General features: G+C 68.9%; 15 protein-coding genes. 8 read left to right on the forward strand and 7 right to left on the reverse strand.

Translation table 11 applies throughout. The annotated features are described in order from the left end of the window. The first annotated feature begins 95 nt into the window (after positions 1–95). Genes AB8M46_RS08865 through AB8M46_RS08875 form a run of 3 tightly spaced genes read left to right on the forward strand, consistent with a single transcriptional unit; the run spans position 96 to position 3,147 of the window. On the forward strand, positions 96–1,094 hold the full coding sequence (locus tag AB8M46_RS08865; protein ID WP_370323676.1) for a MurR/RpiR family transcriptional regulator: 999 nt from the start codon (positions 96–98) through the stop codon (positions 1,092–1,094). Between the two features lie 17 nt (positions 1,095–1,111). Continuing rightward, the gene (locus AB8M46_RS08870) at positions 1,112–2,041 is read left to right on the forward strand and encodes an N-acetylmuramic acid 6-phosphate etherase (protein WP_007028475.1); all 930 of its coding nucleotides are present in this window, start codon (positions 1,112–1,114) and stop codon (positions 2,039–2,041) included. Between the two features lie 56 nt (positions 2,042–2,097). Beyond that, positions 2,098–3,147, forward strand: coding sequence for a HoxN/HupN/NixA family nickel/cobalt transporter (locus AB8M46_RS08875; RefSeq protein ID WP_394360041.1), 1,050 nt, complete (start codon positions 2,098–2,100; stop codon positions 3,145–3,147). A gap of 213 nt (positions 3,148–3,360) precedes the next feature. On the opposite strand, the gene AB8M46_RS08880 is transcribed toward AB8M46_RS08875, so the two are convergent. Then, positions 3,361–4,530 (reverse strand): MFS transporter, encoded by a 1,170-nt coding sequence (locus tag AB8M46_RS08880; RefSeq protein ID WP_394360042.1) that lies wholly within the window; start codon positions 4,528–4,530, stop codon positions 3,361–3,363. A gap of 52 nt (positions 4,531–4,582) precedes the next feature. On the opposite strand from AB8M46_RS08880, the gene AB8M46_RS08885 reads away from it, so the two are divergent. Next, positions 4,583–4,888 (forward strand): helix-turn-helix transcriptional regulator, encoded by a 306-nt coding sequence (locus AB8M46_RS08885; protein ID WP_037335099.1) that lies wholly within the window; start codon positions 4,583–4,585, stop codon positions 4,886–4,888. Here AB8M46_RS08885 and AB8M46_RS08890 read toward each other — a convergent pair. Beyond that, on the reverse strand, positions 4,865–5,719 hold the full coding sequence (locus AB8M46_RS08890; protein ID WP_394360043.1) for a PHB depolymerase family esterase: 855 nt from the start codon (positions 5,717–5,719) through the stop codon (positions 4,865–4,867). The genes AB8M46_RS08885 and AB8M46_RS08890 overlap by 24 nt on opposite strands. Before the next feature lie 119 nt (positions 5,720–5,838). Here AB8M46_RS08890 and AB8M46_RS08895 point away from each other — a divergent pair, with 119 nt between their 5' ends. Together AB8M46_RS08895 and AB8M46_RS08900 are read left to right on the forward strand one after the other, a co-directional pair. Beyond that, positions 5,839–7,110: a tannase/feruloyl esterase family alpha/beta hydrolase gene (locus AB8M46_RS08895; protein ID WP_394360044.1), complete on the forward strand. Its 1,272-nt coding sequence runs from the start codon at positions 5,839–5,841 to the stop codon at positions 7,108–7,110. Between the two features lie 4 nt (positions 7,111–7,114). Beyond that, positions 7,115–7,699 carry a nitroreductase family protein gene (locus tag AB8M46_RS08900; RefSeq protein ID WP_037335093.1) on the forward strand — a complete coding sequence of 195 codons (585 nt, stop codon included), beginning with the start codon at positions 7,115–7,117 and terminating at the stop codon, positions 7,697–7,699. Here AB8M46_RS08900 and AB8M46_RS08905 read toward each other — a convergent pair. The 5 genes from AB8M46_RS08905 to AB8M46_RS08925 all read right to left on the reverse strand — a co-directional run bounded on the left by AB8M46_RS08905 (position 7,677) and on the right by AB8M46_RS08925 (position 12,997). Continuing rightward, positions 7,677–9,512: a helix-turn-helix domain-containing protein gene (locus AB8M46_RS08905; RefSeq protein WP_394360045.1), complete on the reverse strand. Its 1,836-nt coding sequence runs from the start codon at positions 9,510–9,512 to the stop codon at positions 7,677–7,679. The genes AB8M46_RS08900 and AB8M46_RS08905 overlap by 23 nt on opposite strands. Then, positions 9,509–10,825 (reverse strand): MFS transporter, encoded by a 1,317-nt coding sequence (locus tag AB8M46_RS08910; protein ID WP_378424064.1) that lies wholly within the window; start codon positions 10,823–10,825, stop codon positions 9,509–9,511. The genes AB8M46_RS08905 and AB8M46_RS08910 overlap by 4 nt, the downstream gene beginning before the upstream one ends. Positions 10,826–10,848: 23 nt before the next feature. Then, positions 10,849–11,607 (reverse strand): 3-hydroxybutyrate dehydrogenase, encoded by a 759-nt coding sequence (locus tag AB8M46_RS08915; protein ID WP_394360046.1) that lies wholly within the window; start codon positions 11,605–11,607, stop codon positions 10,849–10,851. 164 nt (positions 11,608–11,771) lie between these two features. Then, positions 11,772–12,503: a hypothetical protein gene (locus tag AB8M46_RS08920; RefSeq protein WP_037335083.1), complete on the reverse strand. Its 732-nt coding sequence runs from the start codon at positions 12,501–12,503 to the stop codon at positions 11,772–11,774. Further along, on the reverse strand, positions 12,500–12,997 hold the full coding sequence (locus tag AB8M46_RS08925) for a phosphoribosyltransferase (RefSeq protein WP_007028464.1): 498 nt from the start codon (positions 12,995–12,997) through the stop codon (positions 12,500–12,502). Before AB8M46_RS08925 ends, AB8M46_RS08920 begins: the two co-directional genes overlap by 4 nt. 115 nt (positions 12,998–13,112) lie before the next feature. Here AB8M46_RS08925 and AB8M46_RS08930 point away from each other — a divergent pair, with 115 nt between their 5' ends. Together AB8M46_RS08930 and acs are read left to right on the forward strand one after the other, a co-directional pair. Next, positions 13,113–13,691: a GNAT family N-acetyltransferase gene (locus tag AB8M46_RS08930; protein ID WP_394360047.1), complete on the forward strand. Its 579-nt coding sequence runs from the start codon at positions 13,113–13,115 to the stop codon at positions 13,689–13,691. 100 nt (positions 13,692–13,791) lie between these two features. Then, the gene (gene acs, locus AB8M46_RS08935; protein WP_378424070.1) at positions 13,792–15,762 is read left to right on the forward strand and encodes an acetate--CoA ligase; all 1,971 of its coding nucleotides are present in this window, start codon (positions 13,792–13,794) and stop codon (positions 15,760–15,762) included. Positions 15,763–15,769: the final 7 nt, after the last annotated feature.

Genomic DNA, 15,769 nt, shown 5'->3' on the forward strand with positions numbered 1-15,769 from the left:
TTAGCGACTTTCTGGTCAACGATTAATCGCAAATCGAATCCGCAGACACGGATAGGTTGCGATCTTCCCGAAGGGTGTGGGTAGCCTTGTCGCAGATGCCAACGGTTAGTAACTTTCCCACGGTGGGCGATACCGAATCCGTAATCGCGGCCGCACCGTCCGAGGCCGTGCCGGCGCAGCCGACACGGGACGCTGACGCGAGCCCGCTGGTCCGGATCCGCTCCCTCCTGCCCGGGCTCGCCCGGGCCGAGCAGCGCGTCGCGAAGGTCGTCCTCGACGATCCCGCACAGGTCGCGCGGCGCAGCATCACCGAGGTCGCGCTCGCGGCGAACACCAGCGAAACCACCGTCACGCGGTTCTGCAAGGCGGTCGGCGTCGGCGGGTATCCGCAGCTCAGGATCGCTCTGGCGGCCGACACCGCCCGCTCCGAGGCGCGGTCGACCCGCAACCTCGGCGGCGAGATCGGGCCAGAGGACGACCTGGCCGCGGTGATCGGCAAGGTCAGCTTCGCGGACGCACGCGCCGTGGAAGAGACGGCCGACCAGCTCGACGTCCCGTCGCTACAGCGCGTGATCGACATCGTGGCCGGCGCGGGCCGCGTGGACGTCTACGGCGTGGGCGCGAGCGCGTTCGTCGCCGCGGACCTGCAGCAGAAACTGCACCGCATCGGGCGGGTCAGCTTCGCCTGGTCGGACACGCACATCATGCTCACCTCGGCCGCCGTGCTGAGCCCCGGCGACGTCGCGATCGGCATCTCCCACACGGGCGCGACCACGGACACCGTCGAGGCGCTGCGGGTGGCGCGTGAGCACGGCGCGATCACCGTCGCCGTGACGAACTTCCCGCGTTCACCGATCACCGAGGTCGCCGACCACGTGCTGACCACGGCCGCGCGGGAGACGACGTTCCGCTCGGGTGCGACCGCCAGTCGCATCGCGCAGCTGACCGTCATCGACTGCCTGTTCATCGGTGTCGCGCAGCGGCACATGGACGCGTCGGTCAACGCGCTCGACGCGACCAGGGACGCGGTTGGCTCGCACCGTCTGGGCGTCCGGCCCGACGGCAGGCGGCGGCCGCGGGAAACCGGCAAATGAGCGAAAAAGTGAGGCGCATGATGACCGTCCCACGCCAGGTGGTGCACGTCGACTCGCCAACCGAACAGCGCAATCCACGGACGACCGACATCGACCTGATGTCGACCATGGGCATCCTCGGGGCGATCAACGCCGAGGACCGCCGGGTCCCCGAAGCCGTCGCGGCGGTGCTGCCGCAGGTGGCGCGGGCGGTCGACTTCGCCGTGGAAGCGCTGCGGTCGGGACACCGCGTGCACTACTTCGGGGCCGGTACCTCCGGCAGGCTGGCGACGTTGGACGCGGCGGAGCTCGTGCCGACGTTCAACGTGCCCTCCGATTGGTTCATCGCGCATCACGCGGGCGGCGCGCGCGCTCTGCGCCAGGCCGTCGAAGACGCCGAGGACAACGCGAAGGCCGGAGCCGCCGAGGTGGCGGAGTCCGTCGCGCCCGGCGACTTCGTGCTCGGGCTGACGGCTTCCGGCCGGACGCCCTACGTCCTCGGCGCGCTGGCCGCGGCCAGCCGTCGCGGTGCCCGTACCGCGCTCGTCTCGGGCAATCCGGCAGCGGTGACGCCGCCGGGCGTCGACGTCCTCATCGCGGTGGACACCGGCCCCGAGGCGATCGCCGGATCGACGCGGATGAAGGCGGGCACGGCGCAGAAGATCATCCTCACGGCGTTCTCCACCGCGACGATGATCAAGCTCGGACGCACGTATTCGAACCTGATGGTGAGCATGCGGGCGACCAACGCGAAGCTGCGCGGGCGGACCATCCGGATCCTGCGCGAGGCCACCGGCATGAGCATGGCGGACTGCTCCGACGCGCTCACCGAGGCCGACGGCGACCTCAAGGTCGCGCTGGTCCATCTGCTGTCCGGCGAAGACGTCGCGAGTGCGGCGAAGGCGCTGACGGCCAGCGATGGCCATGTACGAAAGGCTCTCGACTCCCTCAGGGTGCGCGCGAGCTGAACACCGGCGGACAGACCCGTTCATCCCGACGCTTCGCGCTCACGCGACGCGAACGGGTGTCCGTCGCCGGGATGGCCTCCTTCATCCTGGCGCTCAACGTCATCGGCTGGGGGGTCCTGACGCTTTTCGTGGCGCCGCGCCAGTACGAGCTCGGCGCCACGGGCGTGTTCGGGGTCGGCCTCGGCGTCACGGCGTTCGTACTCGGGACGCGGCACGCGTTCGACGCGGACCACATCGCCGCGATCGACAACACCACCCGCAAGCTGATGGCCGACGGGCAACGGCCGCTTTCGGTCGGTTTCTGGTTCTCCCTCGGCCATTCGACGATCGTCTTCGTCCTGTGCCTGCTGCTGTCGCTCGGCGTCCGCGCGCTCGCCGGGGCCGTCGAGGACGACTCGTCGGCGCTGCACGAGGCGACCGGGCTGATCGGGACGTCCGTTTCCGCGGTGTTCCTGTACCTCATCGGGATCATGAACCTGGTGGTGCTCGTCGGCATCGTGAAGGTGTTCCGGCGCATGCGGCGGGGCGAGTTCGACGAAGCAGCGCTGGAACGGCAGCTCGACAACCGCGGCTTCATGAACCGCTTGCTCCGCGGGGCCACCAAAGCGGTGCGCAAGCCTTGGCACATCTACCCGATCGGCGTGCTGTTCGGTCTCGGCTTCGACACCGCGACCGAGATCAGCCTGCTGGTGCTCGCCGGCGGCGCGGCGGCGTTCTCCCTGCCCTGGTACGCGATCCTGGTGCTGCCGATCCTGTTCGCCGCGGGGATGACGCTGTTCGACACCGCCGACGGCTGCTTCATGAACTACGCGTACGGCTGGGCGTTCGCGAAGCCGGTGCGGAAGATCTACTACAACCTCATCGTGACGGCGCTTTCCGTCGCGGTCGCCTTGCTCATCGGGACGATCGAGGTCATCTCGATCATCACCGAACGGTTCGGCATCACGACCGGACCGCTCGCGGCCATCGGGTCGCTGAGTCTTGACTACGTGGGCTACGCGGTTGTCGCGCTCTTCGTGCTTACGTGGCTCTTCGCGCTCCTGGTGTGGCGCTTCTGGCGGATCGAGGAGCGCTGGCCGGGGGTCGTGAGTGGCAAAGAGGGTTAGAACGATCATTGCCACTCACGACCCTCGGGGCACACTGCGCAAAGCACCCAAATCGGACGTCTAAATCTCGAAAACTGTCCTTTTTGGACAGCCTGAGGGCGAGCCCGCTCGCACCGCTCTCTTGCGGATAGTCAGAGCACGAACCTTCCGCCTCGTGTCGCAGCAAAGCCGACCCAGCGGAGTGGTAGCAAAGGTCCCTTGCTCCCCCTGGGGTCACGCGGGCTCGGGCACCTTCGCCCGCGAAGGCACCGAAAGCGCGAAGCCCAGCAGAGCGACGAAGGCGGCAACGGGACCGATCCACCAGACACCGGCGGAAGACAGGACGACACCGCCCAGCGCGGCACCGAGAGCGCCACCGCCGTAGATCGCGGAACCGTTGAGTCCCATGGCGACCGTCGGCGCGTCAGGCGCCAGCGAGAACAGCCGGTGCTGCTGCGGCACCATCAGCATGCCGCCGAAGACCCCCGATGCCAGCGCGAGGACCAGCGAACCGGGCAGGCTCAGCACGGCGACATCCAGCAGCGCGAACGTCACGACCGTCCCGATCAGCGAGATCGACCGAACGCGCGAAGGCCCCAGCGAGTCCGTCGCACGGCCCGCGAAGGCGTTGCCCACGATCTGCCCGATCCCGAAGCCGACGAGCAGCCACGAGATCGTCGCGCCGATCGCCACCGGAGCCACCAGCACCGGCAGGTACACGAAGGCCGCGAAGCCCGCGGCGGTGCCTAGGACGCTCACGCCGAGCACGCGCGCGATCGGCGGCCGCGCGACGACGGCGAGCCTGTCGCGCAACGACACCGTCGGCATCCGAACCCCGGGCAGCAGCGGCACGAGCAGCATCACGATCAGCGCCACGGCGCCGATCCCCCACATCACCGCGCGCCACCCGAACCAGGTCCCGGCCAGCACCCCGATCGGCACGCCGAGCACCATCGACACGCTCATCCCGTTCGAGACCGTGGCCAGCGCGCGGCCACGGCGCTCGTCCGACGCCAGCGCGCCGGCGAGCACATAGGCGTTGGATTGGAACGCGGCGGCGCCGAGGGCGGCCAGCACCCGGGCGACGGCGACCACGGCGAAGGACTCGCCGAGTGCCTGACCGGCCATGCCGATCGTGAACAGCACCATCCCCGCGCCGAGCACCCAGCGCCGGTCGAGCCGTCCGGTGAAAGCCGCGATCAGCGGCGAAGAAATCGCGTAGGTCACCGCGAAGACCGTGGTCAGCTGGCCCGCGACGGCCTCGGAGACCCGCAGATCGGCGGCGATGGTGGGCAGCAGCCCGTTCAGGACGAATCCGTCGGTGCCGACGGTGAACGTCCCGACGGCGAGTACCAGCAGAGCCCCCAGAGCGAGCCGATCATTTGATGATCGTCGAATCGTCATAAGAGGTATAGTGGCGGGACTGTTCGATGACTGTCAAATAGTTTGGAGCGCCGTGAGCAGCACGCTGCCGCAGCCGTCGATCGACGAGATCGAGATCGTGCCGGTGCTCCAGGCGCTCGCGGATCCCGTGCGCCTGGAGCTGATCCGCGCCCTGCGAAGCAACCCTTCGCCGCGAAGCTGCGCCGTCACCGAGTACGACGTCGACATCAGCGCGCCGACGCTCTCCCACCACTGGAAGGTGTTGCGCGAGGCCGGCCTCACGACGACGTTCGTCGAGGGCCGGACCCGCTGGGTCGAGCTACGGACCGAGGACGTCCACGCGCGCTTCCCCGGGCTACTGGACGCCGTCCTCGCTTAGCCGCCACTTCGCCGCGAGTTCCGCCGCGGCGCACACACCGACGTCCAGCAGATACGGCCCCGCCTGCCCGCAACTGGACCCCGGCGCGATCGGCTGGCCGTGCCCCATCCCGCTGACGGCGTGCGTGTCGACGGCCGCGCCGACGTCGGTCCACTGCTCGGAAAGCTCGCGCATGTTCATCGGAGCGACCGTGTAGTCCGCGGTCCCGTGCCAGACGCTGACCGCCGAACGCGGCCCTGTGCCCGCGGCGCGCACCTTGTCGCCCCATTGTTTCGGGGTCAGATCCTTGCCGGGGTTCATGCAGGAGTACGCGTCGATCATCGAGGTCGCGCAGCCGTAAGGCAGCCCCGCGACGACACCGCCGCCCGCGAAGAGTTCCGGGTACGCCGCCAGCAGTACCGAAGTCATCGCGCCACCGGCCGACAAGCCGGTCACGTACGTCCGGCTCCCGGCCGAATACCGCGCCATCTGCGCGATCGATTCGGCTTCCCCGGAGCCGCGTTTGATGTCCGCCGCCTGGAACCAGTTGAAGCATTTGCTGAAGTTGTTCGCCGAGACCTGTTGCGGCAGAACGAGTTTGAACCGCAGCTTGTCCGCGAGCCCGACCCAGCCGGAGCCACGCGCGTATCCGGCGGCGTCCTGCGTGCAGCCGTGCAGCACCACCACCGCCGGACGTCCGGACGGCAGCCCGTCGGGAACGTACTCGAACATCTGCAAAGCACCGGGATTGCTCCCGAACCCGGTCACCGGACGGATCGTCGCCGCCTGTGCCGGAGTCGCGAAGAGAAGGGTCAATGCCGAAACCACCGCGCCGATGAGGAGTTTTCGCATCACCCGAGGCTAAAACCGGCGCCGGCGGGGTTTCCACGTGGAAGACCACCACAGCGACGAGACGTTTTGTGTGGTCGCGCCGGGTACCGATCCGCGAAACGCCCGCTTATCGTCGGCCGATGCGGCTCTTCCTGGTCCTCGCGATGATGCTGGCCCTGGCCACCCCCGCCCAGGCGGCGAGCGGTTGCGGGAACGTGCGCGTTCCCGGCGCCGCGGCGCAACGGCTGTCCTGTTTGGACGATCTGACCACCACCGGCACCCTGGCCACCGGCCATACCGTGCAGTCCGACTGGGCCGGGCTCACCTCCGCCGGTTTCCCGGCACCCAAGGGTGTTCCCGGAATCCAGATCGACGGCTACTTCCCGGATTCGTCGACGTCCAACACGACACACGGCTGGAACCACGACGCGCAGTTCGTGCTGCGGCTGCCCGATCGCTGGAACGGTGGCCTCGTGGTCTCGGGATCGCCCGGCGTGCGACGGCAGTACGCGAACGATCGCGCGATCGGCGACCAGGTCCTCGCCGCCGGTTACGCGTTCGCCGCGACCGACAAGGGCAACACCGGCGCCGACTTCCACACCGATGGACGCCGCCCCGGTGACGCGATCGCCGAGTGGAACTCGCGGGTCACGCAGCTGACCATCGCCGCGAAGGTGGCCGTCGCGCACCGCTACGGACGCCTGCCGAGCCGCACCCTCGCGGCCGGGATGTCGAACGGCGGCTACCTCGTCCGCTGGCAGCTCGAGAACCGGCCGTGGCTCTACGACGGCGGAATCGACTGGGAGGGCACGCTTTGGCACGAAGACGGCCCGAACCTGTTCACCTTCCTGCCGCCCGCGATCAAGGCCTATCCCGCGTACGCCGCCGGTTCCGCGCAAGCCCACCAGGAGATCCTCGACGCCGGCTTCGCGCCGGGTTCGGAATTCCTCTGGAAGTACCACAACGACGTCTACTGGGGCCTGACCCAACGGATCTATCAGGCCGAATTCGACCCGTCGTTCACCGGGACCGATTACGACTACGCCGCTCGCCCGCGATCGGTGCACCGCGCGGTCGAACGGATTTCGCTGACCGGCCGGATCGGCAAACCGCTGATCACCCTGCACGGCACCCTCGACACACTCCTGCCGATCACCCGCGATTCCGATGTCTACCAGCGGATGGTCACCGACCAGGGCCGCGCCGGTCTGCAGCGCTACTACCGGATCGTCGACGGCAACCACGTCGACGGCCTGTACGACGCGTATCCGGACAAGCTGCGCCCGATCGGCCCGTGTTTCCGTACGGCTTTCAGCGCTCTCGAAGGCTGGCTCGACGGCATCCGCCCGCCCGCTTCGGCGACGATCCCGCGCGCGAGCGGTGACCTGGCGACCTCTTGCGCACTAAGCTGATCGCATGGAATTCCAGGACGTCGTACGACGCCGTCGCATGGTCCGGAAGTTCACCGACGAGCCCGTCGCCGAGGCGAGCCTTCAGCGCATCCTGCGCAACGCGCTCAAAGGTCCCTCGGCCGGATTCTCACAGGGACAAGGATTTCTCGTCCTCACCGGCGAAGAACTCGCCAAATTCTGGGAGTTCGGCGCGAGCTGGGCGCCGGAAACCGTGACCACGGCCCCGGTCGCGATCGTCCCGCTTTCGGTCAAGAACGCGTACCTCGACCGTTATGCCAAGCCGGACAAGGGGTTCACCGATCGGGACGATTCGTGGTGGCGCGTGCCGTACTGGGACGTCGACACCGGGATGGCGACGATGCTGATCCTCCAGACGGCCGTCGACGAAGGTCTCGGCGCGGTGTTCTTCGGGCTGGCGCCGGAAAGCGTGGAGCGGCTCCACGGCGAGTTCGGCGTGCCGGAGGATCACGACCCGATCGGTGTCGTGGCGCTCGGGCACGGCGCCGAATCCGGTCCGTCACCCGGTTCGTCGCCGACCACGGTCGCCCGCCGCGACTTCGACGACGTCATCCGTTTCGGTCACTGGTGAGGCGATGCAGCCTGAGCGCGAGCTGGAGTTCCAGCGCGCGCTCGGGCGCCTGCCATTGCTCGCCCAGCAGCGACGCGATGCGGTCCAGCCGCTGGACGACGGTGTTGACGTGCACGTGGAGCAGGTCCTTCGCCCGCGTCAAGTTGCCGCCACAGGCGAAGTACGCGCGGAGCGTGCCGATCAGGTCCGTGCCGCGGCGTTCGTCGTAGTCGAGCACCGGGCCGATCGTGGCGGTGACGTACGCACCGAGGTCGGCGTGCTCGCCGAGGAGCAGCCCGACGAACCCGAGGTCGGCCATGCTCGCACCTTCCCCCGCCCGGCCCAGCGCCAGCAACGACGCGACGCATCGCGCGGCTTCGGCGTGCGCCACGGCCAGCGCCTTCGGGGAGGCGGCCGGCCCCGCCGCGCCCACCGTCACCGGACAGTCCATTGTGGACGTGAGTTCGGCCGCGACGGATCGTGCCAACGAGCCGGGATCCGCGCCACGCACCAGAAGGACCACCTCGTCGGCGTGGACCCCGACGAGGTCCGCGTGCCGCGAAGCCGCCGCGGCGAGCCGTCGCCGGGAAACGTCGTCGGAATGCGCGATCAGCACCGCGTGCGATGTCGACAAATCGACTCCCAGCCGTCGACCGCGCGCCAGCAGCGCGGCCGGATTGCGGCCGGGCGCGGTGAGCAGATCCGACAGCAGCTCGCCGCGCACCTCGTCCTCGGCGCGCGCGACGGACCGCCGTTGCATCAGCAGCACGGCGGTGACCACGCCCGCCCGCTCGAACAGCCGTCGATCGGCCTCGCCGAGCGAGCGTCCGCCGCCCAGCACCAGGCTGCCGAGGAATTCCTGCCCCGCCTGGACCGCGCACAGCCAACCGTCCTCAGTGGACACCGCGCGCCCGCTCGCCCTGGACGCGGAAACCGCGGTGCGCGAAAGATTCAGCTCGCCATCGGTCCTGGCGAGGACCGCGCCGTCCGCGTCGTAGACGGCGATGGCGCCGCCGAGCACGTCCGCGACCGCGGCGGCGACCTCGGCCAGGTCACCGCCGCGCAGCACGAGATCCATCAGCCGGTCGTGGGCGTCCTCGGCGCGGCGCATCGCGTCGTTGTGCGCGCTGATCGTCGCGTTCGCGGCGTTCAGTTCGGCGACCGCGCGGCGTGTCTCGTCGAGCAGATGCGCGTTGTCCAGCGCGATCGCCGCGTGGTCGGCCAGCGACGACAACAGCGCGACCTCGTCGGGCGAGAACTCCCGCGTGGTCCGGTCCGAGGCGAACAGGACCCCGATGACCTTGCTGCCGATCGCCAGCGGCACCCCGAGGATCGCGGTCAGTCCTTCGTCGAGCACTCCGGTGTCGATCGACGACGTGTGGCGGAACCGCTTGTCGTTGAAGTAATCCGCCGTCGCGTACGGCCGCGCGGTCTGCGCGACCAGCCCGCCGAGCCCCTCGCCCATACCGAGCACGATGTCCTGGAACAGCGCGGAAACCGACCCGTCCGTGACCCGGACGTAGGTCTTGCCCTCGGTCTCGTCGTTGAGGCTCAGATACGAGACGTCCACGCCGAGCAGCGCCCGCGCCCGCCGCACGATCGACCGGAGGACGGCGTCCGGATCGTCCAGCCGCGCGAGGTCGCTGGCCGTGTCGAACAACGCGGCCAGCTCCGCCTCGCGCCGCCGGTGCTCGGCGACGGTGTCCCGGATCCGCAGCGCCAGCTCGGTGGCCTTCGGGTCGACGGGGACGTGCGCCAGCTGCTCGCTGCCCGCGCCGGAGGCGAGCAGTTCGAGCAGCCGGCGCAATTCCACGGCTCCGTCCACAGCGGTCATGCTGACACGTGACCGCGCTCCGTGAGAACTTCGGAGTGCAGGGATTCACCCTTGGTCTCGCGGGCGGCGAGCAGGGCGATCACGGTCAGCGCGCACATCGAGACCACGTAGAGCGAGACCGGGACCGTGCTGCCGAACTCCTTGAACAACGCGACCGCGATGAGCGGCGCCACCGCACCGGCCGCGATCGAAGACAGCTGACCGCCGACCGAAAGCCCGGTGTAGCGCACCCGTGTCGGGAACTGCTCGGAGAAGAACGCGGCCTGCGGGCCGTACATCGCCCCGTGCAGCACCAGGCCGATGGTCGCCGCGAGGATGATGACGCCGGAGTTCTTCGTGTCGAGCATCGCGAAGAACACGAAACTCCACACCGCCATGCCGATCGCGCCGAACAGATAGACCGGGCGACGGCCGATCTGGTCGGAAAGCTTGCCCCACAAGGGAATCGTCACGAAGTGCACGGCCGAACCGATGAGCACCGCGTTGAGTCCCACCGATTTCGGCAGGCTCAGCCCGGTGGTGACGTAGACGAGGATGAACGCGGTGATCACGTAGTACGAGACGTTCTCCGCCATCCGCGAACCGATCGTGATCAGCACCGCGCGCCAGCTCTTGCGGAACACCTCGACGACCGGCGCGTGCGTGGTCGTGTCGTTCTTCTGCGCCGCGAGGAACACCGGCGATTCGCTGACCGCGAGCCGGATCCACAACCCGATCACCACGAGCACCCCGGACAACAGGAACGGGATCCGCCAGCCCCAGCTGAGGAACGCCTCGTCGGACTGCGTCGCGGCGAGGATCGCCAAGACCGCCGTCGCGAGCAGGTTGCCGCCGGGAGCACCGCATTGCGGCCACGACGCCCAGAACCCGCGGCGCTGGTCGTCGCCGTGTTCGGAGACGATCAGCACCGCGCCGCCCCATTCGCCGCCGAGCGCGAAACCCTGCACGAGCCGCAGCAGCGTCAGCAGGATCGGCGCCACCACACCGACGGTCGCGTAGGTCGGGAGGATGCCCATCGCACAGGTCGACCCGCCCATCAGCAGCAGGCTCAGCACCAGCAGCTTCTTGCGGCCGACGCGGTCACCGAAATGCCCGAACACCAGCCCGCCGATGGGCCGGGCGAGGAAGCCGACGGCGTAGGTGAGGAACGCGAGCAGGGTCCCGGTGAGCGGATCGTTGGTGGGGAAGAACAATTTGCCGAACACCAGCGCCGCGGCGGAGGTGTAGAGGAAGAAGTCGTACCACTCGATCGTCGTGCCGATCAGGCTGGCGCTGACGACCTTCGCGATCGAGCCGCGGTTCTGGGTGGTCACCGGGGAGATCCTTTCTTGGGGGTTCACGCGGCGGTCCAGCCGCCGTCGAGGGGGATGGAGGTACCGGTGACGTGGGCGGCGTGGTCGCCGGACAGCCAGAGCACGCACGCGGCGACGTCCGCCGGTTCGATGAGCCGTTTGATCGCCGACCGCCGCAGCAGGACCTGCTCGATGACGGCGTCGCGTTCGAGCCCGTGCTCTTCGGCCTGTGCCTGGAGCTGGCCGGTGACCAGCGGCGTCCGGACGTAGCCCGGGTTGACGCAGTTGCTGGTCACGCCGTGTTCCGCGCCTTCGAGCGCGGTGACCTTGGAGAGGCCTTCGAGCGCGTGCTTCGCGGTGACGTACGCGGATTTGAACGGGCTCGCACGGAGGCCGTGGACGCTCGACATGTTGACCACGCGCCCCCAGCCGCGTTCGTACATGCTCGGCAGCGCGCGGCGGATGAGCAGGAACGGCGCGGTGACCATCAGCGCCTGGATGCGGGTGAACGTCTCCGGCGGGAACTCGTGGATCGGCGCGATGTGCTGGAAACCGGCGTTGTTGACGAGAATGTCGATCTCGGCGGGGAGGGTCTCGACGGCCTGGGCGTCGGTGAGGTCGACGACGTGCGCGATGCCGTCGACGTCGGCCGCCGCCTTCTCGACGGCGTCGTCGATGTCGACGAGGTGGACCTTGGCCCCGGCTTGTGACAGCGCTTCGGCGCAGGCCAGGCCGATCCCGCCGGCCGCGCCCGTGACCAGCGCGGACTTACCCGCCAGATCGCTGTGATACGCACCACTCATGCCGGACGACGTTAGGTCTCCCGGCGCGCTTAGGCCATGTGGTCACGCACCACACCTGGGCAAGATCCCATGTGGGCTCACCCCACCCACGCATTTCGTCCTCTGAATGCGGTAGTTGGCATCGCGAACTACCGCATTCAGAGGACGAAATGCGTGGGTGGGGGTCAGCCGGCGGCGTCGGAGATGGACTTCGCCTCGCGGGCGCCCGCCTCGAACGCTTCGCACGAGAAGAGCAGCCAAGCGCGGACGCCGTCGGGAGTCCCACTGGAGAAGCCCGTAGCGGCTTCGAGGTACTTCGGCACCCGCCGGAAGTACGCGACCTCCGGCACCGTCAGCGCCTTCGGGTCGAGCCCGGTCGCCACCGCGGAAAGCCGTGCCGCCGCCCGCGCGACGACGCCGTCCGCCGAGCCGAAAGGCTTGAGCGCCAACAGTTCCCCGTGCACGACGGCGGTCAGCACCGGACCCGGCACCGACGTCGCGCCGGTGACCAGTTGCGCCAGCAGCTCCAGCCGCGGCCCGACGTCACCGGACGACCGCGGCCGCCCCAGCGCGTCGAGATCCGTCACCAGATCCGACGCGGCGAGAACGTGCAAACGCGCCAACGCCTGCAGCGGCGCGCGCCGCCACGTCGGGAGCAGTCCTTCGAGCGCTTCCGCGACCCGCAGCGCGCCCGCCAGCACCGGATCGGTCACCTCACCGGATTCCGGCAGTTCGGGCGCGGCGCCCTCGATCCCGGCCGACGCCCGCGCCGACCGCACGGAGGCTTCGGCGGCCGTCGCCGCGCCGCCACGCAGGTTGGCCGGCAGCCGGTGGACGGCGAACACCGCGTCCTGAGCCGATTTCGCGGCCGCCGCGACCCCTTCGAGGTCCAGCAGCGGCTTCAGCGGATCCGTCACGCGTCCAGCACCTGACCCGCGCGCCGCACCACGGGCGCCTGCACCGACCACGGGAAGTTGATCCACCGGTCCGTGTGCTTCCAGACGTACTCGCATTTGACCTCGGAGCGCGGCTTCTCGTAGACGACCGCGCAGCGCACCTCGGCGACGTGGTCGGCGCAGAAGTCGCGGACCAGCTTCAGCGTCGCACCGGTGTCCGCGACGTCGTCGGCGACGAGCACCTTCTTCTTCGTCAGGTCCACGACGTTCGGCACCGGCGGCAGCATCACCGGCAGGTCGAGACGCTGGTCGACGCCGGTGTAGAACTCGACGTTCATCACGTGCAGGTTCTTGACGTCCAGCGCGTAGCCGAGCGCACCCGCGACGAACAGCCCGCCGCGCGCGATCGACAGGATCAGGTCCGGCTCGAAGCCGTCGTCGGCGACGGCCTGTGCCAGATCCCTGCTGGCCGTCCCGAACAACTCCCAGGTGAGCTCTTCCCGCTCTTCGGCCATGGTGCCTCGCCTTCGTCGATCGTTCCCGCGAGCATAGGCAACGCCGTAGTGGCCTTCTCGAATGCTTCGAAACTGGCTATCCAGTGAGGCCATTGCCGGTCGTACCGTCAAGATCGTGACCGACTGGAACGACCATGCGACCTTGACCGGCGAACGCGTCCGCCTCGAACCCCTCACCCGCGACCACACCAAGGGCCTCTTCGCGGCGGGCTCCGACCCGGCGATCTGGACCTGGCTCAGCCTCCGGCAGCCGGCGGATCTCGCCGCCGCCGAAGCGATGGTCGAAGGCATCCTCGCCGACACCGACCGCCGCGCCTGGGCGCAGATCGACGCGCGCACCGGCGAGGTCGCGGGAACGACGTCGTTCTACGCGATGAACGCGCGCCACAAGATCATTTCCCTCGGCTACACCTGGATCGGTTCCGAATGGCAGCGGACCGGGCTCAACCGCGAGTCCAAACTCCTGTTGCTGCGCCACGCTTTCGACGACCTCGGCGCGAACCGCGTCTCGTGGGAGACCGACATCCGCAACCTCAAGTCGCAGAAGGCGATCGAACGTCTCGGCGCGCAAAGGGAAGGGGTGCTGCGCGCGCATCGCGTGCGGCCGGACGGAACCATCCGCGACACCGTCGTCTACTCCCTGACCGGACCAGAATGGCCGGCGGTCCGTACCGCCTTGTCCTCAAGCGTGTGAATGCCGCGCGCAACCACGATGCAACCTTTTACTTCGCGTCGTAACGTCGATAGCGTGCCAACGGGCGTGAAGACACGCGAAACACAGGAGGCATCGCACCATGACCGAGCAGTCGCCGGCGCTGGACAATTTGCTCACGGAGAGCAGGACCTTCCCCCCGAGTGAGGCTTTCAGCGCGCAAGCGAATGCCACCGCCGACTTCTACGCCGAAGCCGACGCCGACCGGGAAGCGTTCTGGGCCAAGCAGGCCGAGCGCCTGCACTGGGAAACGAAGTGGTCGCAGGTACTGGACTGGACCAATGCGCCGGTCGCGAAGTGGTTCGTGGGCGGGAAGCTGAACGTCGCGTACAACTGCGTGGACCGCCACGTCGATTCCGGGCACGGCGACCAGGTCGCCATCCACTGGGTCGGCGAGCCCGGCGACAGCCGTGACATCACCTACGCGCAGTTGAAGGACGACGTCTCCCGCGCCGCGAACGCCCTCGAATCCCTCGGCCTCGAGGCGGGCGACCGCGTCGCCATCCAGATGCCGATGGTGCCCGAAGCGATCGTCGCGATGCTCGCGTGTGCCCGCATCGGCGTCCTGCACAGTGTCGTCTTCGGTGGTTTTTCGCCGACAGCGCTGCGTTCCCGCGTGGACGACCAGGCGGCGCGGATCGTCATCACCACCGACGGCCAGTACCGCCGCGGCAAGGCCGCCCCGATGAAGGTCAATGTCGACGAAGCGCTCGAAGGCGCCGAATCGGTCGAGAAGGTCATCGTCGTCCGCCGCACCGGCGAAGAGGTGCCGATCACCGAAGGCCGCGACATCTGGTGGCACGAACTGGTCGACGGCCAGTCCGCGGAGCACGCGCCGCAGGCGTTCGACTCCGAGCACCCGCTCTTCATCCTCTACACCTCCGGCACCACCGGGAAGCCGAAGGGCATCCTGCACACCTCCGGCGGCTACCTGACCCAGGCCGCGTACACGCACCACAACGTCTTCGACCACAAGGCGGGCGAAGACGTCTACTGGTGCACCGCCGACATCGGCTGGATCACCGGGCACACGTACATCGTGTACGGGCCGCTGGCGAACCGGACGACCCAGGTCGTCTACGAAGGCACGCCGAACACGCCGCACGAGGGCCGGCACTGGGAGATCGTGCAGCAGCACAAGGTCTCCATCTACTACACCGCGCCCACGCTGATCCGCACGTTCATGAAGTGGGGCAACGAGATCCCGCAGAAGTACGACCTCTCGTCGCTGCGCGTGCTCGGCAGCGTCGGCGAGCCGATCAACCCCGAGGCGTGGATCTGGTACCGCGAGAACATCGGCGCGAACTCGGCGCCGATCGTGGACACCTGGTGGCAGACCGAGACCGGCGCGATCATGATCTCGCCGCTGCCGGGCGTCACCGCGACGAAGCCGGGCTCCGCGCAGAAGGCGCTGCCGGGTATCTCGGCGAAGGTCGTCGACGACCAGGGCGTCGAGGTCGGCAAGGGCGGCGGCGGGTACCTGGTGCTCGACAAGCCGTGGCCGGGCATGCTGCGCGGCATCTGGGGCGACGAGCAGCGTTTCCGTGAGACGTACTGGTCCCGCTTCGCCGACCAGGGTTACTACTTCGCCGGAGACGGCGCGAAGTACGACGCCGACGGCGACGTCTGGCTGCTGGGCCGGGTCGACGACGTGATGAACGTGTCCGGGCACCGCATCTCGACCACCGAGGTCGAGTCGGCGCTGGTCTCGCACCCGACGGTCGCCGAGGCCGCCGTCGTCGGCGCGACCGACCCGACCACCGGACAGGGCATCGTCGCGTTCGTCATCCTGCGCGGCAACGCCGTGGACGGTGGCGACGCGGCCGTCCAGGAGCTGCGCAACCACGTCGCGAAGGAGATCGGCCCGATCGCGAAGCCGCGGCAGATCCTGGTCGTGCAGGAGCTGCCGAAGACGCGGTCCGGCAAGATCATGCGACGGCTGCTGCGCGACGTCGCGGAGAACCGCCAGGTCGGCGACGTGACGACGCTGGCCGACTCGTCGGTGATGGACCTGATCTCTTCGGGTCTGAAGTCCGGCAAGTCCGAGGAGTAACCGACCC

It is taken from the genome of Amycolatopsis sp. SB7-3, assembly GCF_041021335.1.
Lineage (GTDB): Bacteria > Actinomycetota > Actinomycetes > Mycobacteriales > Pseudonocardiaceae > Amycolatopsis > Amycolatopsis japonica.